We start from the raw sequence: 25482 nt of genomic DNA, 5'->3' as shown, positions 1-25482 counted from the left end.
TTTCAATTTACCTAATATCTCTTACATTATGCCATGAAATCTAGTATTTATGCGACCAAAAGCATCGTTCATTTTGACACAGATTAGCTTTGCCGATATAATTTTTATTATTACAGCTATTTAAAAGGACCTTAATATGAATCAGTTTGAAAATAGAGACGTTAAATTTCAAGAAGACATTGTTAGTAGAAAGAATGAAAATGGTTCAATCATTCTAATGAAAATGGATGATTCAGATGTATTCTTTAGGGTTGATGGTATTGCTGCAGATATCTACAAGGGCATAGAGGGTGGCAAGAAGCTAACAGAAGTTTATTCTGATCTATGTAATCGTTTTCCTGAAAACAAAGATCAACTTGCAAGTGACATTGATTCATTTCTTGAGAAATTGGACTCCTTAAGTCTTTTATGCAAATAAAGAAAAAAATTGTTCTTGTTAAACAACAGGAATCATCGGACTGGGTTAGCTGCAAAACGATAACCCAGAACCTAGCAGATGCTTATCTCCAACGATCAGATATTGAAGTAATCCAAACTCTAGAGTTAAAGAACACAAATTCTTTTACTGCCTACGAAGCTGGATTTCTGCTTTCAAAAATTGAATGTGACACAATCATATTCATAGATCATCACCCAAGTCCTGCATCTATAGTTAGTTCACTCGACGAACACACTTCTTCACAAAAGAGGGCAGACCTAGTTTTCCATATATTTGGCGACTTCATTTTACAGGCCCCACAATGGCTAGGTGCAACTGAAGCATTAAAAAAATATAAAGTTAAATTTATCTGTGCATCAAAAGCACAAGGGAATCTTTTAAAGAAGCTTGTTAAAGACTCTTCTTTGGTAGAGAACTCCTTCTTCCCAGTCAACACCAATTTTTTCAATTTTAATGAGAGCAAAAGAAACTCTACAAGAAAGAAATATAATATTGAGGAATCTGATATCGTTCTAATCTACACAGGTCGCCTTAGTATGCAAAAGAATGTGGTAGAGCTTATTCAACTTCTAGATGAGGTTAAAAAGGTCTTTAATCTCAACTTCAAAGTTTTGGTTGCAGGTCCATTTGATGACATAGGAGTGCCCTATCTTGGAAAATATTCTCACGCAGGAGCTTATAGCTCCCGCTGGCTGAGAACAATAGAAGACAAAACAAATATTAAATACCTCGGTAATTTAACTATAGATGAGCTACACGAGTTATATTGCGCCAGTGATTGCTATATTAGTATGAGTACACATAATGATGAAGACTTTGGAATGGCCCCTGCGGAAGCCGCAAGCTGCGGACTACCACTAATTCTTAGTGACTGGGGCGGCTATTCATCATTTAAGGATTTTTTTCCAAATTGTAGCCTTGTAAGAACAAGTTTTAATACAAGCTTTTCCAACAGAGCAATGCCTGATAAGAAAGATTTCTTTAGAACACTTACTGAGCAGCTAGATAGATTAAAATCAATTAAGCGTGAAACAAATGATGCACAAAGTGTTTCTAATTTCTCTAAGGCACTATCTCTCTTTGTAGATTTTAGTAGCACGAATTACTTCTCAGGCTTTAATGAACTAATGGCCAAGACCGTGAGTAGACTAGAAGCAACTCCTGAAAGTCCTTTTTCTGGACCTAAGAATGGTTATTCTGAAGTCTATCACCAGCTCTATAGCTCATATACAGGAGATAGCTAATGAATATATCTCAGACACCTGACGAACTATACTTGCTTAATACAATATCTAGATGGAGAAATCTTCTAAATAAGGACTATAGCTATGAAGAGGCCCATAGTTTACATGCAAGAGACTATATCTCATTTCTTAATCCAATATTTTTAAGTGCATTTAAGAATTTATCTTCAATTAATAATTTTAATTTTGTTCAATCAAGAGATGGAGTAATAGACCTAGTAAAATTTTTTACTAAGAACCCTATTCCTCATGGACTACTTACCAAAATACTTATTAATCACCGCTATAGACATATAGTACCTACAGCATGGATTAATAATATTCAATTCTACGAAGAGACATTTAATACAGAAGGACGATCATCAAAGATTAAGAACTTTATCTATAGTTCCCCATTTATATCAACTGACATCGACATATCTGAAATAGAAAAAATAAGAGCTGAATCAAATATTGAGTCTCTCTATATTTGCGGAGACTGCAGTAGTTTAAATCTTAGGTTCTTTCATGAAAGAATTTCAAAAATTGAATCTATTTTTAATATTAAATCTTCATATATCGATGCCGAACAACTTCAGAGTTTTACATTGCCTAACTCTATACTTTTCGAAGACAAGAGTTCAAGCTTATTTTATTCAAAGTCCTATGCTACGTGGAGACTCGCAACCAATGGAATTAGACCATACAATTACTCCGACTCGGAGTCAGGTCAAATACAAGAAACTCCAAATTCATTTATAAAACTTATTACGCTAGATTCTTTACCAAAAAGTAATGATAAACTCTATGAGTGGATAAGAGCTTCAGCTCAGAAGCTTTCACTAGATGATCTATTTGCTGATCTTGAAAATTCAAATAACTTCTATATGCCAGTGAAGCCTCAAATAATAAGCTTGGCACAATCAATAGTAGAAAATGAAAATCTATTCTATCTTTAAGTATCTACCGACCCTACTCCCTAAGAGAATAGGCTCCATTTTGAATAGCTTTATTACGAGTTTAATCATTAATTATTTAAAGTCTGATGGAGATCAGCTATGGGTAAGAAATAGTATAGCTCTGGGCTACGATGAGTTTCTTAAAAGTGATATTGACTTAACACTAATCACCAGCAACCCACAAAAAAGTAAAACATTAAAAAAGTACCTATCGTTAAAAAAGTTCTGTCCGCTACTCCAAGAAATAAACGTCTACAAGCGTAGTAATATACAAGAATATTATAAGTACTTTAATACATGTGAGCTTTTAAGAGATCCAACATTTAGCCGCAATTATCCACGAGACAACAAGGCCACAGCAGCAGAAAAAATTGTTTTCCTCTCTAGAATGATACATTCAAACAAGAAGGTAAAAATTAGAAATCGTAAATTTTCGTATTATAAAAAACTTTTACTAATTGATAATCCATCAACAGATATATCTGAAATTTTTAAAGAGCTATACTCTTCTCAAACTAAGAACTGTATACAGTCCTTCTTAGAGTCTCAAAAGAAGAAATCAAAAATTGAAGATAGAAATGAGTTAGTACTATTCCCTAATATGTGGATCGTTAAATCTATGGGTGAAAAACATGAGATAGACGAATTACTAGATCATTACACTGTAAACAAAGAAGAAATGGATATAATAAGAGCTGCACTTTGCTGGGAGCTACACGGACTTATAACTCAAAACTATTCTGTTACAAATTCGAGAAAGCTTGAAGACTATATAAATGCCATTATAGAATTTTGCGAATATTATGACTTCACTGAACTAGAACAGGGGTTTTCTAAATTTCTGAAAGATCTGGACGACAGTTCATTAAGTAAGACTTTATCCCCGCGATAGTTGATCCATCATAAATGATCTCTCCATCTTTTAATACGATCACTCTATTGCATATCTCTTTAATTTTTTCTAAATCATGACTCACAAATAAAACAGCACCAGACGCAGCAATCATTTTCTTGACCCTAACAGCTATTTTCTCACTAAAGAAAGTATCCGCACCGTCGAAGACTTCATCTAAAATTAGAAGTTTAGAAGGAGTTGAAGATATTGAAGAGAGAAAAACTCTGGCCTTCATACCTTTAGAGTAATTTTTAAATGGTGTATCAATAAAGTTATCAATATCACTAAAACTCACAGCATCTTCAATGATTTTCTTTCTTTCTTCACTTGATTTATCCATATAGAGAAGATTTACTAGAACCTCTATATTCTCCCTTCCAGTAAGCTCTGGAAATGCCGCTACATCAGTATTTAAAATGGCCTTTAAATCTTTTGTTAGAACAAAATCATTTTTTTTTCCCATTCCGGCCAACTGACGACAAAGGGTTGTCTTACCACAACCATTAACTCCAAGAATACCTACTCGATCACCACTAAAAACTTCTAAGTTAATATCTTTTAGAACATAGTTTTTTTGATTCTTATCAAAGAATGATTTTAAAGGTGAAGTGAAAATCTCAACAAAGAGTTGTCTTAAATCATTATTTTTCTTATAGAATTTAACATCATATTCGAACGAAAAATTGTGGATAGAAATTATTTTTTCTCTAGAGGGCTGCATACATACCATCCCTTTGACGATTCCATATAATTAAACTAAAACACAATATCCCCCATCCTAAAAACGAAGAGCCTATAAGAGGATTCATCATAGAGAGTTCATTATAATTATTAAAGATTATCTGAAATGGATGAATCATTATAAAATATGGATTCAGAGTTACAAATATCTTTGCCCACTGAGGAACCATCTCAACAGGATAAAAGATTGGCGTTAGTAAATACATTATACTATTGATAAAATTTAAAAAGTACTGAGTATCTCTAAAATAAACGTGCATCGTTGAACAAAGTATTGAAGCTCCTAAGCAAAAGACTAAAAGGTTTAAGACACATATTGGAATCAATAAATAGCTAAGATCAATAATTGAAGTACCAACATATAAAAATACTCCACAAAATATTACAATGAAGCTAATTAGGAAATTTATAAAGTTATCAAGAACTTGAGAAATAATTAAGACAAGGGGGTTTAAATTAAAGGAATTCAAAAACTCTCTATTTGTAACGAGGATAGGAGTAACCATATTTATATTGCCGACAATAAACGTCCAAGGTATTAAGCTCGCGAGCAAGAATAGAAAATAGTTTGGAACATTAATTTTTACGATTTGATTGAAAATAATTGCGTGTGCTATGAATAGTAATATAGGATTAACAATAACCCAAATAGCTCCAGCAAAAGTAGATCTGTATCTAGACTTAAGCTGAGTTCTTGTTAAAATAAGAGATATTCTTAAAAAATTATTCATATATGACCAATGTAACTAATTATAAACAATTTTTGGAAATAAAGCATGAAATAGAGGAAAAAAACCTTTATTTCATAAAAATCGTCTCAGATTCAATGATGCCACTTCTACGAGTCAACAATATCTACACCGTTAGCGCTGCTGATCTTTCGTCAATAAAGAGATTTGATGTCATTCTCTTCTGGTATAGAGGTGAACCTACTGCTCACTTCTACTGGGGACCAAACTTACTTTCAAAAGAAAAAAGTTTTATCACCAAATCTTTAAAAGAAGCTAGTCAGTGCGATGAACCTACAGACAATTTGTTATTCCTAGGACTAGTAAATATTAAAGTTAGCCTTTTTCACAAATTTATCTTTCTTCTGAGATACTTCTTTTAGTTATCTCTACTGCCTCATTAATTAGTTCTGAAACCTTTGTTATTTCTTCATCACTCCAATGAATATCGATCTCAATCCTTACTGTTCGAGCAACATTATTAATGGAGTTTAAATAATTAAAAGAATTATAATTATACTTTTTATCTGTAAGTAAATATGGATTCCTAGCTGAAACTAGGAAAGGATCTTTTTTAAGAAGCTTTGCCCACTTCCAGGCCACATGAGCTGGGCGTATCGATGGAGGTGCCGCAATAATTCTTCTCTCTCTGAGTAGATTACCTAAAATAGATGCCACATTAGGCCCATCGCATTCAAGCATTATATTTATATTACACTCCCCCTGTGGATCATGACCACATGAGTTTCTTACGAGAGAATTATTTATAAAGTTCATATTGAAAATTTCTTTAATATGTTTATATCTTTCTAAAATTCTATCCATTTTTTCAAGCTGAACTCCTAGTATTGCTCCTGTTATCTCGCTCACTCTCATGGAGAAACCAAGAAATGGAGATTGATGTTTAAAGAAGTTACTATGGTGTGGACTAAAGCTAAATGCTCCATCAGATATTAAACAAAGCTTTTCATAATTTTCACGAGAGTTCGTAATGACAAGTCCACCTTCCCCAGCAGTTAGAATCTTATCTTTATTATAAGAAAAGCAACCAAAGTCACCGATCGTTCCAAGATAACGCCCTTTATACAACCCGCCCTTGGCCTGAGCTGCATCTTCTATTACCTTTAGATTATTCTGTTTTGAAATTTCCATAATAGAGTCCATGTCGCAGCAGAGCCCATCCATATGTACAGGAATAATTGCTTTAGTACGTTCACTAATAAGACCTTTAATACTAGAAATATCTATAAGTAGAGTATGATCAACCTCTGCGATAATAGGAATACCACCACAAATTAGAACTGCTGTAGCTGTGGCCACAAATGTATAAGATGGAATAATAACCTCATCTCCAGGGCTAATTCCAGCGGCCACTAAAGCACATACTAAGGCGTTAGTACCACTTGTAACAAGATGAGCAAAAGATGTTCCAAGCTTATTGGCCATTGCTTTTTCAAACTGCGTACATAGACCATCGTTACTTTGGTATCTAAAGAGGTTTCCAGACCTAAGAACTTGGGAGATAGCTACAATCTCCTCGTCTCCAAGAAAGTGCTTATCTCTATTTAATTTGGTATTATCTGCATCTAAGCGATTACAGTCTTTACAGATTTCATACTTTTGTCGCTGTCCTGTCTTTAAATCACAACGAAATTGATGAGAGTCTTTACTGTTCCAGATATCAATCACATTATCAGACTTTATATTTCCTAAACTATGTTTTCGATAAGCATCTTCAAAGCAAGGTAGTACATCACCATCAACAGTAACGGTAAACATCAATGATGGCACAGAACAGGAATGTTTTGAAAAATCTCCCTTTTCACCAACTTTAAGACTACCACTTCTATTTGTTAAAACTAAGTTTTGATAATCCCTTATGGATACTTTAGATTTTATTGATAGTTCTAAATCGTCATAGAAACTCTCAATAGGTAATTTCTTTATCGCTTCGTGCTTGGTAATAACAATTTCGCAAATACCTTTATCGATAATATCTACAAGCCTATCTTTATTTAAAATTTTAGTACCATTTGAATACAAACTCAAAAATGAAGATGGTAGAGTTTTCTTTGCAAGCTCAACAAATCTATCAAAGTTTGGTGTGTCCATTGGTTCGTTATAAAAATCAAACGCTAACTTTCCCTTATAGCCTTTCTCTTTTAATTGTAATAACAACTTTGTATATAGCTCAAGATCCATTTCTCTAGAGGATGAGTATCCATCGATAGAATTGGGGCAATAGGAGCATGCAAGATTGCAATTACTATTTATTTCTATTTCTATAAGTAGAGGTAGATTATTCATAATATATACAACTCACATCAATTTTCACCTTATCAATAAGGTAAGAGTAAATCTTATCCGATTCTTTAAATTTATTGAGAACAACTCGCTCAGAAGATAGAATTCTTTTTAGTGAGTCTTTGTCAAAAATATTCTTGGAAGAGATATAAAATACATTTACATCATTCATTTCCATATTCCTTAGAGTTTTTAAAAATGAGTCTGAAAAACTCTCCTCATAAGTGTCAAAGTCAAATGAAATAACTGAAATATTTTTTATATTTGAACTCATAAACGATCGAATCTTATCTAAGAAAATAGTTCCCTTCACAGTGTCTGAAAAGTGAGATAAAAATTCTCTATTGAGCAGAAGGGCCGAACCACCAAGAGCTTTAATGGTCTTTCTTCTTGCCTTATCTATAAAGTCTAAAGAAATTGAATTAGTTATATCTATCTCATACTTTGGTTTCAAGTGTCTCATTTGGTCACACTCTAATAAGTATCTCGCAATTTTATCGCCCATCAAGGAGGTAATTTCTTTAGGTAGATGTGAATGAGAAATCAGAGAACTTGGTATTTTATAAATACCTTTACCAAAAATATCTTTGTGACCTCCCCAGTCAGAAATAATGAGAGGCCACCCTTTTTGCTGGGACTGGGCCACAGAGCAACCGAAGTCCTCACATATATACGAACTCAGGGAAATATAAACAGGATTTGAAAACTTAGTATTTAGCCATTGATCTTCAGCGAGCTCTCCATAGAAAGTCACAGACTGACTCAATTTTAAGTTTTCGATTTGTTTCAAGACTTTCGTTTCATATTCTTTATTCTCTCTTCTTCCATAGTCTTCATGATAGGTATCATCATAAGAACCAAATAAATGTAGAGAACATTTAACTCCATTTTTATTAAGTGAATTCAAAACACTTAAAATCAATGTGATATTTTTTTGTGCACTCAAGCGACCTGCAAATACTAAATCAAGCTCTTCTTCCCAGTCAATCTGCTTAGATTCACCTATATTAAAAATCTCATCTCGAGGAACAACATTTACAATATCTTCAATACCTAAAAAGTTTTCTAGAATACGTTTATTTGCCATGCTTAGAACCCAGAATCTACAAGAAGAAAAATTCCAGTTACCGCTTTCAAAAAACTTTTTTACACAGTCTCCAAAAAAAATCACATCTACAACTTCATCAGCACTTAAATCAAACTCGACACTACTATAATGATCGACATAGAATCTCTTATTGCTTTTAAATTGCGGATTTTTAGAAAAGAAGTTCTCAACTCTTGTATAAAGAGAATTAATACTTTTTAAACATGGATCTCTATGAATAGAGCCTCTCTTAACTTTCATAGTATATAAAATTATTCTCCAATAGAAACTTTAAGCCATTTTCACATACTTCAAATTCTCCAAGACTAATTTCATGAGAAGTACTCATAGAAAATTGAATCTCCCCCTTATGAGGGTCACTAACTATAATTTTGTCCTTCTGAATATCTACCCATGGGGCTATTTTAGCACGAGATAGATCACAATCCTGAAATCTTGAAGACTTATCACTTCCATAAACGGAAGCTATCTCCAAATAGTCGGAATCACTGTAATTTTCAAATATCCAGCTACTATCAATGGCCGGATTTAAATGATCTCGTTTTTTAGCCAGCCAACAACTAAAGGCAAAATCAGCTCTTTGCTCACTATGTGATTGCAAGTGATCTGAAATATTTTTAACAAGGTTTGAAACACTATATAGATCATCAACTCCTTTTGTTTGGAGTGAACTTGCTTGTTCTAGTGCCACAACAATCTTATTTACATTAAGAGTTGGACCAAATGAGGCATGATCAATCTCAATAAGTTGAACACTTTTGTTGTAACTAAGCTTAAAGTCAGAGTATCCCCCCCAATCAGAAAGGACAGCAGTATGATTAGCATTCAATGCATGTAGCACTGCCATTCCAAAATTCTCATCAGAGTGAAGAGAAGGAGATATAAATATTTTTTTCCCATTAGGCAAGAGTCCACTAATTTCATCTCTTTCAACGAAACCATTGAACTTCACTTCATTATCCAAGTCCAATCTACAAATTAAAGACTCCAAAAACTTTTTATACTCAATACTCACCATATTCATATTGGGAGATCCTAAAGAGTCTTCTTCTCCAAAAATATTTAATGAAAAATTTGTATTCGATTTCTTGAATACTGACAGGGCCAATAAGAGCGTATGTAGATTTTTCTGCTGTGATATTCTTCCAGCATAATACAATGAAAGATGATCTCCTTGTACCTTACTATCTTTTTTAATACTAGCATTAGAGATGAATGGAATAATATCTACTTTGATATTTGGAATTTTTCTCTCTAGAAGTAACTTATCTTTCAAACAACTAACAATAAAGGAATCTCTACCATTCAAGGTTTTATCCCAGCCCCATTTCGCCAGTGGCCATAAACAAATGGTGGCCATTCCATGAACGTAGAAAGAAATAGGTGCATCAATATGAAGCTTCTCTCTAATTGTTTTAAATGCCCATGAAATCTTAAGATTAAAACAGCTGATTATGATTCTCTCAGCTTTAAATGCAGCTCCTGCAAGTTCTTTTATGTCAGTCTCATCCACATTAATTATATTAAGTTGAATACTATTTTCGTCACAGTACTTTTGCCACAACTGCTTAATTCCAGGAATAATTTCTGTCATACTGAACCAAGAATAATTTCTTTGAGATGTAAGTAGCAGAAACTCTCTATTTGGTGACATAGTAATCTCCAACAACAATTCCATCAACGTTAGAAGATTCAAAGAAGATTAAAAGATCATTTAAATCTTCTACGATAGGCTGCCCCATCACATTTAGGCTAGTATTTAAAACTGCATAAATTCCAGTTTTGTGCCCTACGCTTCTTATCAAAGAAGCATACTTTAAGTTAGTCTCATCTTCGATTATTTGCGCCCTAGAGGTTCCATCGACATGAGTAACTTCTTTAAATAAATCTTTAAACTTCTCCTTCACAGGTATAGTAAAAGACATATACGGACTTTTAAAGTCTGAGTCTATTTTAAAATACTCATCAGCATATTCGAACAGTACAGAACAAGCATATGGCCTAAATTCTTCTCTAAACTTTATTTTAGAATTTAAGTAATTTTTTAAGTCATTACGATCGACCCTAGCAAGAATTGATCGATTTCCTAGTGCCCTTGGACCACTTTCACTTCGACCTTGAAACCAACCTAAAACTTTCCCTTCTACTAACTCACTAGATATCTCATCAACTAAGTCTTCAGCTAGATATTTAATATTATACTTTGCGAAGTACTTTTTTATCTCATCTTCACATATATAATCAGAATTTTTGCCAAGATATGGTGTTTCACTTGTAATATATTCCCCATTCTCTCTATGATATAAGTGCTGAATTATTCCAACAGATATTCCTTCATCTCCTGGAATAGGAGGAATGGTTATCGACTTAAATTTTTTATTTTGAATCAATTTAAAGTTAGCAACACAGTTTAAGGCCCCTCCACCAACAATAATGACATGAGAGAATTTATTTTCATACTTACTCAACTGCTCTAAGAGTACCTCTTCATAGAACTTCTGAACACTAGCGGCGACATTCTTATATAGATCCATATGTTCAGAACTCTCCCATTGAGACTTATCTTTACCTCTAAAGCTCTTGTCCCAATCCAAAGACTCAATATATGACATAGGACAATCTATCTTCTGGGCCTTGCCAAATGCAGACAGTCCCATCACCTTTCCTGCGTCATTTTTATTATTAAAAATAAACTCCGAAGCAAATTCAAATAACATTCCAGGACTTTTACTAAGAACCTTTTTAATTCTTTTTGATTCAATGAATGGATAGAACTTTTTTTCTAAGCATGTGAGATGATTATTCTCGAGTTTATAAAAGCTAATTCCTTCATAGGACTTTTCATCTATACAATAACTTAATTCATCCTGTGCTCGTTCTAGTGATTTAATGTCCAAAGAGCTTGATCCCGCTCCATCTATAACCATCACAAGAACTTTTTTCTCTCTGGTGAATGTAATCCCACTCAGGGCATGAGCATAATGATGAGCAAGAGAATGCTTTAACTCTCTTGACGTGAATTTTTTAAGAGATTTTTTTTCCAAGAACTCATCAAATGGAGAATTCTGATTTAATGCAAATTCAAAATCTTTGGTTAAAAGAACATCTCGACAATCAGCACTTATAGAATCTTCTCTACTTAGAATAGATAATGCTCTCCAAGGCCACTCTCCAGAGTACTTTTTCTTATTTAAACGCTCACTTAAGATGAGCTCTAAAAGATCATTTTCATACTTGGCCACACCAGAGCTATACAAAGTCTTTGAAATGCCAAGTATCGTCTGTTTTTTCAAACTATGTTCCTCTTTCTACCTTTTCTTGAGGTATTTTCTCTAATCCATGTTAGTATTAATAATACAATATTAAAGCACTTTATCGCAATTTTTATGTCTAAACCGAAAGTACTATGCCCAGTCCCATTTACTTCATTAATCTTAAATCCTGATGGGATTGTAGGATGCTGTCGTGAGAAAGGAACTAAGCATGAAATTGGAAATATAAAGAATGAAACCATTGAAGAAATATGGAATGGCGAAAAACTCAAATCATGGAGAAGAGAGTTTCTAACGGGCAACATTACTACCTGCAAAAAAGAAATCGAGGACTCATCCTGTCATTTAATTGAATGGAACCAAGACCTACATAAACATACACAATATAGTGAAGTTATAAATGGACCAATTCTTAGACTTTCTCCAGATATAAACGGAAATTGTAATTTAAAGTGTCCTTTTTGTGATGTTTGGCAACTACCCAATGGCCTCTATGATAGCATCGAAGGTTTTTGGGAACATCTGAAAACTCATATATTAAAAGATCTTTTACAAATAGATCCCCTAGCAGGAGAACCTTTTACACAAAAAGATTTTTACAAAATTATAAAGCTTGCTCATGAAGTTAATCCTCACTGTGAATGGGACTTCACCTCTAATGGTCAGTGGCACTTCTCTAGCTATATTAAGGATCATCTTGATCTTTTAAAGATAAGACAATTTTCAATCAGTCTAGATTCGGCCAACACGGAAACTTACTCCAAGATTCGCTCTCCAGGAGATCTAAACACAACAATAAAGACTATTCTTGCTCTCAAAGACTACAGAGATCAAAGAATAAAAGAAAATAGAGGTTTTCGATTAATATTAAATTTCTCATTACAGCAAAGTAATATCTATGAAATTAAAGATATTTTAGACTTCTGCAACAAACTTGAACTATACCCTTTTATCCAGTTTGTTTATGTTCCTTCTGAGTTATCAACACTTTCCTTAGAAGAAGGAGAAAGAGTAAACATTCTTCAATGGTATATAAAAAACTTAACACCTGAACAATTAATGATCTCTCATCGAGTACTTAGACCACTTTTAAAGTCTATTGAAAATACTAAGTTAAAAGCTAAACTTCTTAAGACACTAGAACTACTCACGGAAGGAAAATTTAAGGAATTTCTCTTTAAGCTTTAAAAAATTTTGGACATTTCTCTTTATATTCTAATAGAAAATTGGCTTGATCAATCTTATTTTCAAGAGACATTAGTACAGGCTTTATAACTCTCGATAACATAAATATTTGAACCTCATTCAAACTCAGATAGTAATTAAGAACTTCCTTTTTATTATCATCGTCTAGAGTTAACAAACTATATTCTTCAGGTTCGTAACAGAAAGTGATAAATGGAAAAATATCTTTTTCTTTGCAAAAGCTAAATACATTCTCTACTTCTTTCCAATTTTCTTTCATTACAAGAAAATTCAAATTCAGTCCTAAAGAACTCTTACCCCTCGATATTCTATCTTTTTCGTATTCAATTACTCGATCAAGATTATCCAGAACGACGTCTAGATTTCCCTTCTTTCTTATTCTGGCATAGTTTTCTTTATCTAAACTATCAATCGATACAATTAGATTTTTTACGACTATTTTATCTAAATAAGATTTAATCCTATCATTGAGCTTCCAATGAAAATTAGAATTAAATGTCCAGAGACAATCAGGGTTAAATTTTGTGACTTCATCAAAAAGTTTATAGGTATCACTTTGCAGAAACGGCTCACCTGATAACATATCAACTTCTTTTAAACTTGGAAAAATCATCTCCCTGGCCGGCTGCCAAAAGTTTTCTTCAGTGTAGAATCCATTAGGCATCTTCCAAACATGGCACATCTGACACTCGAGGTTACAAAAGCCGTTGAAGTTTGCTGTTAATTTTAAAATAGGTGTCTTTTGGATTTCCTCTATGGTTGCATATTCATAGAGCTTATTGTTTTCTTGGCAAAGATTGCAATTTCTAAAATCTATTTCTTTTCTACAGATAGTAGAATTTCCCTCAATAAACTCTCTTCTCCACTTTCTTACAATTTCACCATTCCAAATCTCTGCTAATGTATTATTTTTGAGATTACCTATTGAGTACTCAGTTCCCTTGAGCCTACAAATACCCACACTTCCATTAGGCTCTAGAATAATTGTAGTAAAAGGAACTATACAGAAATTGTTCTTCGATCTTTTTTCGCGCTCAAATAAATCGAGGACATCTTTAGTGCCCTCGAATCTATCTATAAGTTTTTTCTGGAATGACATAGAGTCAAATTAGTTTAGTTTTAGCTTTAGCTCTTCGATAACTTTCTGCTGCTCTTTAACAGTCTCTGTTAATTCTTGAATTGCCTTAGTAAGGACAGGAGTTAATTTTGCGTAATTAACCACCTTATAGCCATTCTTATCTGTAGCGACAACACCTGGAACTAAAGACTCTAGCTCATCGGCCATAAGTCCTACTTGGTGATCATTAGAAAAAGAGTAGTCTGGAAACTCAGTCGTTTTGTAGTCGTATTCATAAACATTCATTTTAGAAATAGTATCTAATCCACCTTGAAAACTTGTTACATTTTCTTTAAATGCTGGGTCTGATCCTGCAAAAACGTCAAGGTAAACACTCTCATTTAGAACTTCAGACTCAATTTCTTCTAAGCTAAACTCTTTAATTCCACCAAAGTAATACTCGTCTTTCTTTTTAGTGTCTTGATTGTTCTCTGACATATTTTCTCCAAAATAAATAAAACTTATCCAATTTTAACATAGGAATGCTTAAATTCAAAAGCAATTAAGTCGTTTAAATACAGCGACTTATAGCTCTTTCTTTATTAAACATTTCATATACTTACGCGCCCTTGCAGCTTCAAAGGCCTCATTAATATGATCAAAGCCCAAACTATGTGTCAAAGGAGCTGTATAGGCCTCAATTTTATCTTTCCAAAAATCTATTGAGGCTTGAAACTCCTCAATTTGATGAGCAGCTACCCAAGTAAGTCTAAGCCCTTTCTTTGCGTATGCAGCTTCATCAAGCTTGCCTTCTTTGTATTTCCCGACAATAAGTACATTGCAAAAGACCTTTGGAAATAGATGAATAAATTTTAAAACACCTGGGCCATTATTATCTCCAGTGCAGTCAATTGCTAAATCATATTTTAAATAATGATCATCACTCATCATAACAGCAGAAAAGTTTAAGCATTTAAGTCCTATCTCTTTAGCTATTTGAATACGACTCTTTTCTTTTTCAACTAGAATAGGCTCATAACCACGATACTTAAAAGATAGTGCAGTAAAAACTCCAATTGGACCCGCTCCAAAAATAATGACCTTGTCACCTTCTTTCAGACCAATACGGGTAGCTCTATCAAAAGCAATATCACCAATAAAAGCAACCTCCAAAAGAGCGATGGCATCTAAAGAAAGACCTTTTGGAACTTTTAAAATATCACTATAATGAATGAGAACCTCTGAAGAAATAACATTTTGAGGATGATGTCCAAGTAAAGATCTCTTAAGACAATTATGCCAATCTTTTGCCAAACAGTTTTTGCACTTTCTACAACAAGTGTGAGCAACAGAAGTGACAATTTCACCTACTTCGTGACCACTAACATTACTTCCAAGGGACTTAATTCTTCCCACCCACTCATGGCCTATAGTAGGATTTTCTCTTTTATGGACTATTTGATTAAGATCAGAACCACATATGCCAACCACAAGAGGTTCAACTAGAATTTCATCCTCACTAGCGACAAGTTCTTGCCCATTTTCAATTCTCGTAAATACTTCATTTTCATACTGATAGTGCCAGCTCATATAGAATTCCGTTCATTTCATTATTATCTATTGCCTATTCGGTCTATAATATTATCACAATTATTTATTATCAAATAATAGAGACATAAATCATAAAGGACCAATAATTAATGCAAAGAATATTTGCCATCCTAATCTGTTTTACAATTATAGTTTCTTACTACATCTACAATATAAGAAGCTCTAACTTCTTACCTGTTATTGGTAAGACCGTTTCCAATATTAAAAAGCAGCAATGGGGAACTTGCTGGAGCTTCTCAGCAATTTCGACACTTGAGTCATCAATTCTTACAAGTGGTCTTCAACATACAACAGATTTATCTGAATACCACCTCGACAAGTACAATGGCTTTAATAGAGATGGATTCTCCACAGATCCAAAAAAGGATTGGTACAGCACACAAGGAAAAGGATTCCAAGGAAGTAATACTGATGCTCTAAATTCAGGACTTATGGTTCACTTAGGAGGTGACTTTACAGTAGCCGCTGCTTATCTATCTAATACAAAAGGGGCCGTAGAAGAATACAAAACTCCTAGCATCTTAACTCATAAAGATTTTGATAAATTTGGAAATACTCCAACGACAGGAGTACTTCTAGAGAATAATTATGAATATATTTATCCTCAAAGAATTGAATGGTTAACCACAACAGGAACTGATAGTGAAAAAAGAGATGTCATAAAAGAGTATATAAGAAAATTTGGTTCTGTCTCGTCTGCACAGTATATGACTGATACGCCTATTGGATTTCACAAGAATAAAGAAGTTCATTTAAATCTAACAACAACTAAACCTAATCATGCAATCAACATTGTTGGATGGGATGATGACTTTAATTATAGAGGTCATATAGGAGCCTGGATTATTAAGGACAGTGACCACATTGACGATAAAACAGGTGAAAAAATTTCATTCTACTATATTCCTTATGATGATTTGATAACAGCTAAAGACCCTAAGATGGGTGGAGTGAGCTTCAACAGTCCTAAGAAAAGAGAGGGTCTTGTAACAATAAGGACCCATGCACTTCATGGCTGGAGATTTAATATTGATTCATACGAAAGTATAAAAAATCATTTTAGAACCTCTAACGACAAAGAAGAATTAATAGGGATTGGTGTGTATATCCCAACGGTAAATACCAAAAGCAAAATAGCGATTAAAGTAAATGGTAAAACCATTGGTCTTAAGAAAGAGTTAGTGGCAAAGTTTCCTGGTTTTTACTATATCGACGTTGATGCATATACTATAGATCCAAATTCGCAAATTGAAGTAACACAAAGCAATGATAGTAAAGTGTATGCACTAGACTCCTCATCCAAGATGGATGTTCTGCTTTCTTCTAATAAATTTGAAATTTCACCTCAGACCATTGAATCAAAAGCTCTAAAAAACCAGAGTTTTTTACTCAGGAATGGAAAATGGATTGATTTGCAAGACATGGAACAAGACCCGAATATCAACTATAAAAGAGCAAATTTTCCCATAAACCTTTATACCAAGAAAAGATTGCTACAATAGAATAAATGCTTAATATTTTGAGAAATAAATTATACATATTCACGCAAGATAAGAATTTTCTATATGCTATTGCATTAGGTTTATTTCTATATCTACCATCTCTTTATTTTGATTTCTTTATTTTTGATGACGACGATAATATAAGAAATAATCTTCTCATGTCAGATTTGAGTTTGGAGAAGTTTTTCTATCCTTGGTTAAATACCAAAATCCCACTTTCCTACAATGCATGGCAATTTATTTCTATGCTCTTTGGTAACTCGTCAGCAACACCTTTTCGCGCATTTTCAATACTTATTCATCTTGCGAATTCAACAATGGTGTTTACGATATTTAAGAAGTATTTTGTAAAAAATAATATCCTACCTTATCTGGCACTGTTTCTTTTCATATGTCATCCTATAAACGCACAAAGTGTTATTTGGGCATCTTCATTAAGAGAACTACTTGCTACTTTTTTTCTACTTCTGTGTTCATATTGCTTTATGAGCTTTACCGACCTTACATTGAATAGACTTATTCTAATCACTTCACTATGGTTCATTAGTATATTATTTAAACCAATAGGAATCGCTGCTCCAATAATCTTTGGAATTTTCTATTTCCTAAAGGAAAAAAATTCCACAGAGAGTGATCAAAAAAGTAATATAAAAGAATACCATATTCTATCATTTTTAATTTTCTCCACGATTGTCGTTGCTATTTCCTATATAGGAGAAATTACAAAATCTGATACATTACTTAACTATGATCTTAGGACAGCACTACCGCTAAGTCTTTTTGCCCTTTCAAGATATCTGATTAACTACCTCTTTCCAGTATTTCTTGAATATAATTATAGCCTTACTCCAGCTAGTATTACCTCATATATGGCCGAGCCTATAAACTGGTTACAGCCACTTATTCTATTATTTCCAATTGCGCTTCTAATGACAATTAAACACAAAAAGTCCTTGCTTCTATCATTTGGAGTCTTTTTTCTTCTCATTTTTATTAATCTAGGAATTATACCTTTTACTCATCAATACATATCTACCGTTACTGACAGGTACATGTATCTACCTTCAATTGCGATTATTTTTTCTATTTGTTTATTTTTTCAGAAAGTTAATATTAAGAAGAAGTATTATGGTTTAGTAATTATCATACTAAGTATAATAACCTTAAATGAAGTTAATCTTTGGAGAGACAGCTCTACACGACTTGAAAAAGAAGTCTACTTAAATGATGTTGAGAGATCAAGTTATGCTCAGGCATTGATTAGAGATCGAAAATTTGATGAGGTAACAAGTTTTTTAAGTACTCAAATGAGTGATTTAAGTCCTGAAAAAATTGCTATCATCATCAGTCTAAAAAACGTGATACCTGAGTTTGAGAACTCTTCGGAGACGTTATCATTTATTCAACAAAATTATCAAAGTCTACCAGAGCACTTCATTCCATATCTTGCTAACTATGCTTTCAAAGAAAAGAAATATGAACTTGCTAGAATGTTGTATGCTTACGCGTCTTCGCTAAACTTAACTTACTTTATCAAATTTAAAACTTCTGATATTGATATTCTAGAAATGAATGAAAGAGACAGATCACTAATCAACAGTCTGGTTATCTTGTATGAGAAGGATCAAATGATATTTAAAAAAGCAAAACCACTGCTGGGACCATATATTAAAAATACCTATCAATTAGAAAAGGTTCTTGAAAATTTGAAGAAGTAAATTATTTAGATCTTTCTAGCTAGAACCTGAATCCTATTGCCCACTTTAAAGAAGTTCGCCAGCGACCAGATCGCTCTATTTAATAAGTGATTCTCTCCTCTATCATGGTACCCAATAATTCCCTGGATACCTGTCCAGTAGTCCAGAACCTCAAAACCATTCTTTTCGAGAATTTTAAATAATTGAAATTTATTAAATTGCCATAAATGATATGGTAGACCGTATCCATGATTTAGAGGGATCTTAAATCCAAGAACATTTGGGACCTGAATATATATCATTCCATTTTCACTAAGGGCCTCATGGGCTTTTTTAAGTGCCAAATCAGGAGACTTAAAGTGCTCTAGAACATCAAACATTGTAATTAAATCAAACTTTTTCCCACTAATATCATAATCTTCAAATGACTCTAAAGTTGCTTTTAAATTATACTTTTCGACACAGTACTTAACAACTTTATTGGAGACATCAATTCCTTCAACAGTCGCTCCACTTGCAACCATTTTATTGGCCCAATCTCCGTAACCTATTCCTACATCAAGCACATGAGAGTTATCTCTATAATTAAACTTTCTAAGTCTTTCTAACCTTTGTTCATAGTACTTATCGAATATACTTTTGTATTTTTCAATAAAATCCGGAACACTCCAAAACTCAACATCGTCAGTTTTCTCACTCTTAGCATTATCAATGAAATCAAATAAGTTCTCAGGGTATTCTTCAAGGTAGACGAGACTACAGTCACGACACTGTACAAGAGAATAATTTCCAACCTCTTTATATAAAGAGTTATTCCTATGATTGCAATTGTAGCAACTATTGAGCACTTCTAATCCTTGGATTCAGTATCATTTCAATTCAGAGTATCATATAATAATAAATATTTGGAGATTTGAGTGAGAGATAAGAGCGAAGTAGTAATTAAAGATATAAGCATCATAGTACCTGCCTATAATGAAGAAGGCTCCTTAGAAAAGCTGGTCATAGAACTGAGAGAAACTTTAATCTCCCTTTTTTCTTCTTGGGAGATCATCATTGTTAACGACGCTTCATCTGATAATACTGCGGTGATTGCCGATGAACTTAAGAATAGATTTTCGAATATTCATGTTATTCACAATTTAGAAAATAAGAACGTTGGTGGCTCCTATATTGAAGGGCTCAAGGTCGTAACTAAGAGTTATGTCAGCTGGCTTCCCGCAGACGGGGAAATACCTCCATCTATACTAGAAAACTTTACGCAAACCTTTAAGGAAAATAGTGTTCTTGTTCCTTACCCTACGAACTCATTTCGACAGAGAAGCTTTATTAGGGCGATTATTTCAAAAATATTTAGGTCTACAGTTAACATCCTCTTTAAAATTAACCTGAAGTATCAAAATGGGAGTAATGTCTATCCTACTCATATTTTAAAGAATGGAAATTTCGACTCTAACGGATTTCTTATACACCTAGAGATGTTACTCTATTCCATTAAAATTATGAAATGCGAAGTTTCTCAAGTTCCGTTCAAATTAGAAAAGAGAGCTTCAGGTGATTCCAAAGCTCTCAGTTTTAAAAATATTTTAGATATTTGTATAGGCCTGATAATTCTCAAAAAAAAATACTAAAACTATCTCGCATCTCTAGCGCAACCAATTGTCCCACCACGTCCCAGAGCAACTACGTTCTGTCCAGTACTACATCTCTTAGTTGTAAATGTAGTTCTACAATTAGAACTAATGCAAATCTTAGAGCCAGAAACACTTCCTGAACCGTTATTTAGTGAACTATTTCTCCCATATGCTGTGATGTATGAACCTTTTATCCATGCATTTGAATAAACATTTGCACAAAGACCATTTTGTGAACAATCCTTTAACTGATAAGTCGCAGAATAAGACGGATTAATCTGTGTTAATGTAATTCTATTCGTACTTTGTGTATACGCTGTAGATAGTTGAGCAACACCTGTTATTGTACAAGTCTGAGGCATATTTACACCGTTTACAAAAACAGCATTACAAACAGCTTTCTTAATGGAGTCATAAGTATCACCTGTCGATGACAACGAATCAATATAGCCAGCGATCGCAGATGCAGTATCTTCAGAGTTTGCCATTGTCGAAGCAATTGCCCAGTTAACCCACTCTTTTGTTACAAATTCCGTGCTAGTTAAGGCTCCAGCTAAAGCTAATGAATTATATCTCTTTGTCGTATTAATCTTACCTTCAAATATTCTTACCGTTTGACCTGAGCTAACTGATCTAATTTCTCCAGCTGCAGATGTATTTCCATTGGCACCAACACTTAAACCACTCTTAACCGCGAGAAAACCATCTCCCGGCTGGGGAGCGTAGGCTTGACCGATAGAGGCAGAATTTTTAATTTGGGCATGTCCATCAGCGGACATAGGAGCAATTCCAGAACCTACTGAGATACTATTATTAACTCTAAGTGTCCCTGCTGGTCCCATATTAGCTGTAGTTGTGCCTATTACAGCAGCTCTTTCTATAGTTATATCTCCACTATTTACTGAGGGAGTCGTTGCTGGACCATTTCCTATTGCCACAGAAGTCTTAACTCTTACTGTACCATCTCCAGCTGGCTGGGCTATTCCATCACCTACCGCGATTGAAGTTTTAACACCTAGTTCCCCGTCATTAGGCGGAACAGGGGCTCCATCACCAATAGCGGCACTATTTTTCACACTCAACTCTCCAGGCAACCCTGTTGCAAGAACACCGATACCAACAGATCCTTCCACAGAAAGGTTATTTGTACCTGGAACACCATTTAAATCAGCAAGAGCAAAAGGTGCTGTACCACTAATAATTCCCACACTACCATTTGAGGCCGCTCCAGCACCTGCTACATTCTTAATGTAAAGAGAACCACCTACAGTTAGGGCCGGTTCAGTTGAATTATCCCCAGTATAAGCGGGCATATTTGGAGGCCTAACGACAGCTGCCGTAGGTTCTGCAAATCTTCTTGTAATAGAAGCATTTCTACAGTGGGTCCCTTCGAAAGACCCTCCCATAGAAGTACAACTCTCTATAAGGTAAGAAGATTGATCTGACTTACAATCATCAACTGCATTACCTGCAGCATTCATTTGAACTGTTACTAGAACACGTTTACGAAGAGAGTTCCCACCATAGGTAACAACCTTGGCCTTGGTATCATCAGCTGCTGTTCCAGCAGTATTTGTTACTCTAATTATATATAAATCAACAACGGCTTGCCCAATATTTCTCGTTACACCATTTTCATCTACAGTTGTTTGAGTTGGCGCTGCACCATCAGTATATTGGCCAGGGTTACCTGGATCAGGAGCAACATATCCAACAAGCTGCATTCTATCTAATAGAAAGCTAGATGAACCAGTTCCATACTTTGACCCTGCTACGAAAGCATCATTTCCGTTATTTCTCTTTATAGAAGGAATTGCATCACCAAAACTATAACCACCTAGAGTTTGCTGACAAGATGCTTGATCCTGTAAAATTCTTCTTATGTGACCTAAAGCTTCATTTACCTCAGCATCCTGCTGAATCTTCTTAGATCCCTTGGTTGCTGTATTCATTACTTGCATTAAGCCAAGCGAAATCACACTCAACATACCTGCTGCGACCATGACTTCAACTAAGGTAAAACCTTTTGAACCGAGTAACTTTCTCATTTTCATAATTTATCCTTCAGGGATTTAAAATTTATCTCATAATTATAACTCAATTCTTTCTATTTCTACTTTTGGGAACATTTTTCTCTTTCAACACATTGAAACTACTTAATAATTCAAAAGAGCATAAAGCACCTTAATAACTCGATAGTGACTTAAAAATTTGCCGATTTGGGTATAAGTCAAAATTCATGTAGAATTTCAACCATATGATGATCAATAAATATTTCGCTATTTACATATTCTTAGTATTTTCCAGTGCTCCCATTTTGGCAAACTCTGCTACGAAAGTTAAGCTCCAAGCATGTGACCTATGGCTAGATGAACCCAACCAAAGGTTCTTAGAGGCCATGAAGATAAAAGACGATAGTCTAAACAAACTGGCAAATATGCGAGTCTTCTATAAGGTCTCTGATCAGCTTCTCGCTAAGCTTAATGAAAAAGGTATCAAAGAAGGTGGTGGAGCGATTGATCAATGGGCAACGGAATCTGATGTCAACGAAAGCAATCAAAAAGAAATTCTAGAGAAGTGGAGAAAACAGTTTTTCTTTTCAACTCTTCTACCGAGTTACTCTACACTTGGGGAAGTGCAAAAGGCCCTTATTAATAACTCACTAGTTGAAATAAACAATAAGGTCTTTCCACAAGAAATAAAAAGACAGTATGAGAAATACTTCTTACAAGCAAAAGATCTGAGCTACTCACTCATAGATTCTCAAAAATTTGACGAAAGTACATCAAAAATTTTGAAAGGAAGAATTGCCCTTGTTCAACTTAATTGGTTCACCCAAGTATCAGGAACACAGTACGAACAAGACCCTTCTCTTTATCTAAATACAGACATTCAGTTTAACCCCAAATACAATATCGTCTCTATAGGACTTTCTAGTGCTAGACATATTGATGGTGACACAATAATTGGAAAGTTTATTCAACAACTTGCTCAAGCGATTGATCCTTGCAGATGGTCTATATACTATGGAGATAGAAAATACCCATACGAGAAAGTCCTTTCTTGTTTGCGTGGTAAAGACTCTATCCAAGCTGCAAAGAGAGACGACTCCCAAATAGAGAAATTTCTAAAAGAAAAAAAGATTACAAAGGAACAAGTGAATACATTAAAAAAGTACCCGCTTTGTAATTCTGCCTTCTATCCTCAAGGAACTTTACAAAGAGAGCAAGTAAATATTGCTTTTTCAGACTGGTTCAGTGCGGAAGCTGTTGCACAGGCCAGCGGAATATCCAAACACTTCAGAGAAGATTTATGTATCGTTGAAACAAATAAACTCTACCATGCTTTTCCTCAAAACTTTGAACGACTTGTAAGGATTTATTTTGCAAACCCTAAGGTTAGTGAGCTTGTAGGTATTAAGGAAAATAAGAAAATAAAATATTGTAAACTATAACCTGAGACCTTTAAATAAAGTTGACGTGCTCAGGTGGCTTTTTTAATTCCCATAAAAACTTATTAACAGAGTCAGGTCTACAAAAAGGCATACATTTACAAACGTTCAACTCATTTTGAATATAGCTTAGAACTTTTTTCTTTCTCTCACTATTCCACATTGTTTCAAAACTATCTGCTAGAACATTCCCATAGCAATGCCTCTTATCTCCAATAAAGGGCCCACAAGAGTAAACATCACCTCTTGCATCTATTTCCAGCATGAACTCTCCAGACAAGCACTGCTTATAATCTCTTTTAAATGTGTTTGAAAAGTTTGTCATTCTTAGAATGAACATAAAATCATCGTCATTCAGAGATTCTAGCTTTTGCAGTCTTGCTAGAACTTTATCCCTATCTTGAATAACATCATTAAACTTTGTTCCAGGATGTTTTAAAAATGGCTTTATAGACAAATATGATACTCCAATTTCTTTTAATCTCTTTGCTAAGAGCTCTATTTCATTTTTATTTTGATCTAGGAGAACACACTGCACACCAATAGTAATAGAAGATTTCAATTCTTCTTTAGTATCAACTAAAAGTTGTAGATTATTCATAACGACTTCGAAATCTTTTTTAGAAGTTCCATGGATATCTCCATAAGAATCTTCTGAACCCGCATTTAAACTAATTCTAATCCAGCTTAAGTTAGTTACTAAAGACTTAACATTCGACTTTGATATTAATCTACCATTTGTATTCATCGCGATATCTATACCACTTGCGCGAGTGTACTCTATCATCTCAACACTATCTTTATTAAGCAGGGGCTCTCCATCTCCTGCAAAGAAAATAGATTTCACCCTATGCTCTTTCCATTCATCTACCAATGATAAATACTGGAGTTTAGGAAAGTATATTGGTTCAAACTCTTTATAGTGATAGACACAAAAGTTACACTTATGATTGCAAAGGCTCGATGGAGAAAAAGCTATATAGATAGGGAAGATATCTTCACCCAATTGCCATTCTTGCACTCTATCAAGATGGTGCAACATTTTATTACCATCTAACTGTAAATTAGAAGTTTTACTCACAACTCTCCCTCAAACTAAAAAAATTAACTCAACTTAACTCTATCATAGATTTACCATAGTCAAGGAGACATCAAAAAAAATCAGTGGTTACATGAATGGGTAAGGAACTACTGGCAATAACTTGATTTATAAATAGTGTTGCCTAAAAAGGCGGTAATCTCACCTCTATTATCTACTTCACTAATCCTAAGGTCGTGTTTCTCGCCAGTACTAAACTCCAACATTAGTGATGAATCTAGGATTTTATAGGTTCCAATATTACTTGGTTTCAATGAAACAGTTTCCTGTATACTTCTGCTTGATTTGTCCCATATCGTCATTCGCCCTTCAAGAAGTCGAATAACATCTCTAGAGGAGTGAAGACTGCAGTAGAATGTAGCGACTTTTAACTTCCCCCTAAATTTCTCGAGGTTGCTCAGACTTTGGCTCGATTCAAGAGCTTCTTTACTAGATAGTTGACGATAAAGGTAAACATTAGCAATTAAGCTAACTTGTAATAGTATTAGTAGTATAACTTTGCTCATAAGTTATATTGTATATGTGAAGTGATTTATTACCAACTATTTAAATTCAA

General features: G+C 34.0%; 23 protein-coding genes. 10 read left to right on the top strand and 13 right to left on the bottom strand.

Annotation, left to right across the window (positions count from 1 at the left end; all coding sequences use genetic code 11):
* Positions 1 to 136: 136 nt before the first annotated feature.
* From DPQ89_RS18300 to DPQ89_RS18285, 4 genes are read left to right on the top strand one after another with little or no spacing between them, the layout of a single operon-like run.
* Positions 137 to 418, top strand: coding sequence for a PqqD family protein (locus tag DPQ89_RS18300; protein WP_127718496.1), 282 nt, complete (start codon positions 137 to 139; stop codon positions 416 to 418).
* On the top strand, positions 409 to 1683 hold the full coding sequence (locus DPQ89_RS18295) for a glycosyltransferase family 4 protein (protein WP_127718495.1): 1275 nt from the start codon (positions 409 to 411) through the stop codon (positions 1681 to 1683). The genes DPQ89_RS18300 and DPQ89_RS18295 overlap by 10 nt, the downstream gene beginning before the upstream one ends.
* Positions 1683 to 2621, top strand: coding sequence for a hypothetical protein (locus DPQ89_RS18290; RefSeq protein WP_127718494.1), 939 nt, complete (start codon positions 1683 to 1685; stop codon positions 2619 to 2621). Before DPQ89_RS18295 ends, DPQ89_RS18290 begins: the two co-directional genes overlap by 1 nt.
* The gene (locus DPQ89_RS18285) at positions 2599 to 3513 is read left to right on the top strand and encodes a hypothetical protein (RefSeq protein WP_127718493.1); all 915 of its coding nucleotides are present in this window, start codon (positions 2599 to 2601) and stop codon (positions 3511 to 3513) included. Before DPQ89_RS18290 ends, DPQ89_RS18285 begins: the two co-directional genes overlap by 23 nt.
* Here the strand turns inward: DPQ89_RS18285 and DPQ89_RS18280 are convergent.
* Complete coding sequence (locus DPQ89_RS18280) at positions 3455 to 4237, bottom strand: ABC transporter ATP-binding protein (RefSeq protein WP_164848541.1); 783 nt, start codon at positions 4235 to 4237, stop codon at positions 3455 to 3457. The genes DPQ89_RS18285 and DPQ89_RS18280 overlap by 59 nt on opposite strands.
* Positions 4224 to 4988, bottom strand: coding sequence for an ABC transporter permease (locus DPQ89_RS18275; protein WP_127718491.1), 765 nt, complete (start codon positions 4986 to 4988; stop codon positions 4224 to 4226). Before DPQ89_RS18275 ends, DPQ89_RS18280 begins: the two co-directional genes overlap by 14 nt.
* A gap of 32 nt (positions 4989 to 5020) precedes the next feature.
* Between DPQ89_RS18275 and DPQ89_RS18270 the strand changes: the two genes are divergently transcribed.
* Complete coding sequence (locus tag DPQ89_RS18270) at positions 5021 to 5368, top strand: hypothetical protein (RefSeq protein ID WP_127718490.1); 348 nt, start codon at positions 5021 to 5023, stop codon at positions 5366 to 5368.
* On the opposite strand, the gene DPQ89_RS18265 is transcribed toward DPQ89_RS18270, so the two are convergent.
* From DPQ89_RS18265 to DPQ89_RS18250, 4 genes are read right to left on the bottom strand one after another with little or no spacing between them, the layout of a single operon-like run.
* Complete coding sequence (locus DPQ89_RS18265; protein ID WP_127718489.1) at positions 5340 to 7292, bottom strand: aminotransferase class I/II-fold pyridoxal phosphate-dependent enzyme; 1953 nt, start codon at positions 7290 to 7292, stop codon at positions 5340 to 5342. The genes DPQ89_RS18270 and DPQ89_RS18265 overlap by 29 nt on opposite strands.
* Positions 7285 to 8637, bottom strand: a complete 1353-nt coding sequence (locus tag DPQ89_RS18260; RefSeq protein ID WP_127718488.1) for a glycosyltransferase — start codon at positions 8635 to 8637, stop codon at positions 7285 to 7287. The genes DPQ89_RS18265 and DPQ89_RS18260 overlap by 8 nt, the downstream gene beginning before the upstream one ends.
* Positions 8627 to 10051 carry a glycosyltransferase gene (locus DPQ89_RS18255; RefSeq protein ID WP_164848539.1) on the bottom strand — a complete coding sequence of 475 codons (1425 nt, stop codon included), beginning with the start codon at positions 10049 to 10051 and terminating at the stop codon, positions 8627 to 8629. The genes DPQ89_RS18260 and DPQ89_RS18255 overlap by 11 nt, the downstream gene beginning before the upstream one ends.
* Complete coding sequence (locus DPQ89_RS18250) at positions 10038 to 11690, bottom strand: carbamoyltransferase C-terminal domain-containing protein (RefSeq protein WP_127718486.1); 1653 nt, start codon at positions 11688 to 11690, stop codon at positions 10038 to 10040. Before DPQ89_RS18250 ends, DPQ89_RS18255 begins: the two co-directional genes overlap by 14 nt.
* 93 nt (positions 11691 to 11783) lie before the next feature.
* Between DPQ89_RS18250 and DPQ89_RS18245 the strand changes: the two genes are divergently transcribed.
* On the top strand, positions 11784 to 12857 hold the full coding sequence (locus tag DPQ89_RS18245; protein ID WP_164848537.1) for an SPASM domain-containing protein: 1074 nt from the start codon (positions 11784 to 11786) through the stop codon (positions 12855 to 12857).
* Here the strand turns inward: DPQ89_RS18245 and DPQ89_RS18240 are convergent.
* The 3 genes from DPQ89_RS18240 to DPQ89_RS18230 form a co-directional block, all read right to left on the bottom strand.
* Positions 12847 to 13974, bottom strand: a complete 1128-nt coding sequence (locus DPQ89_RS18240) for a radical SAM protein (protein ID WP_127718484.1) — start codon at positions 13972 to 13974, stop codon at positions 12847 to 12849. The genes DPQ89_RS18245 and DPQ89_RS18240 overlap by 11 nt on opposite strands.
* Before the next feature lie 9 nt (positions 13975 to 13983).
* Entirely contained in the window at positions 13984 to 14430 is a 447-nt protein-coding gene (locus DPQ89_RS18235; protein ID WP_127718483.1) for a tail fiber domain-containing protein, read from the bottom strand.
* Positions 14431 to 14517: 87 nt separating this feature from the next.
* Positions 14518 to 15522, bottom strand: coding sequence for a zinc-binding dehydrogenase (locus DPQ89_RS18230; RefSeq protein WP_127718482.1), 1005 nt, complete (start codon positions 15520 to 15522; stop codon positions 14518 to 14520).
* A gap of 110 nt (positions 15523 to 15632) precedes the next feature.
* On the opposite strand from DPQ89_RS18230, the gene DPQ89_RS18225 reads away from it, so the two are divergent.
* Together DPQ89_RS18225 and DPQ89_RS18220 are read left to right on the top strand one after the other, a co-directional pair.
* The gene (locus DPQ89_RS18225; RefSeq protein ID WP_127718481.1) at positions 15633 to 17045 is read left to right on the top strand and encodes a hypothetical protein; all 1413 of its coding nucleotides are present in this window, start codon (positions 15633 to 15635) and stop codon (positions 17043 to 17045) included.
* Between the two features lie 5 nt (positions 17046 to 17050).
* Entirely contained in the window at positions 17051 to 18763 is a 1713-nt protein-coding gene (locus tag DPQ89_RS18220) for a hypothetical protein (protein WP_127718480.1), read from the top strand.
* Positions 18764 to 18768: 5 nt separating this feature from the next.
* On the opposite strand, the gene DPQ89_RS18215 is transcribed toward DPQ89_RS18220, so the two are convergent.
* Entirely contained in the window at positions 18769 to 19590 is an 822-nt protein-coding gene (locus tag DPQ89_RS18215) for a bifunctional 2-polyprenyl-6-hydroxyphenol methylase/3-demethylubiquinol 3-O-methyltransferase UbiG (protein WP_164848534.1), read from the bottom strand.
* A gap of 69 nt (positions 19591 to 19659) precedes the next feature.
* On the opposite strand from DPQ89_RS18215, the gene DPQ89_RS18210 reads away from it, so the two are divergent.
* Positions 19660 to 20373, top strand: coding sequence for a glycosyltransferase family 2 protein (locus tag DPQ89_RS18210; RefSeq protein WP_127718478.1), 714 nt, complete (start codon positions 19660 to 19662; stop codon positions 20371 to 20373).
* Between the two features lie 2 nt (positions 20374 to 20375).
* Here DPQ89_RS18210 and DPQ89_RS18205 read toward each other — a convergent pair whose 3' ends face one another.
* Positions 20376 to 22430, bottom strand: coding sequence for a prepilin-type N-terminal cleavage/methylation domain-containing protein (locus DPQ89_RS18205; protein WP_127718477.1), 2055 nt, complete (start codon positions 22428 to 22430; stop codon positions 20376 to 20378).
* Between the two features lie 203 nt (positions 22431 to 22633).
* On the opposite strand from DPQ89_RS18205, the gene DPQ89_RS18200 reads away from it, so the two are divergent.
* Positions 22634 to 23830, top strand: coding sequence for a hypothetical protein (locus tag DPQ89_RS18200; RefSeq protein ID WP_127718476.1), 1197 nt, complete (start codon positions 22634 to 22636; stop codon positions 23828 to 23830).
* A gap of 10 nt (positions 23831 to 23840) precedes the next feature.
* Here DPQ89_RS18200 and DPQ89_RS18195 read toward each other — a convergent pair whose 3' ends face one another.
* Together DPQ89_RS18195 and DPQ89_RS18190 are read right to left on the bottom strand one after the other, a co-directional pair.
* A complete protein-coding gene (locus tag DPQ89_RS18195; RefSeq protein WP_127718475.1) occupies positions 23841 to 24908 on the bottom strand; it encodes a radical SAM/SPASM domain-containing protein in 1068 nt (355 codons plus the stop codon).
* A gap of 107 nt (positions 24909 to 25015) precedes the next feature.
* Complete coding sequence (locus tag DPQ89_RS18190; RefSeq protein WP_127718474.1) at positions 25016 to 25432, bottom strand: hypothetical protein; 417 nt, start codon at positions 25430 to 25432, stop codon at positions 25016 to 25018.
* Positions 25433 to 25482: the final 50 nt, after the last annotated feature.

It is taken from the genome of Halobacteriovorax sp. HLS (assembly GCF_004006665.1).
In the GTDB taxonomy this organism is placed as follows: Bacteria; Bdellovibrionota; Bacteriovoracia; order Bacteriovoracales; family Bacteriovoracaceae; genus Halobacteriovorax.
This window is presented reverse-complemented; position numbering and strand designations above follow the sequence as displayed.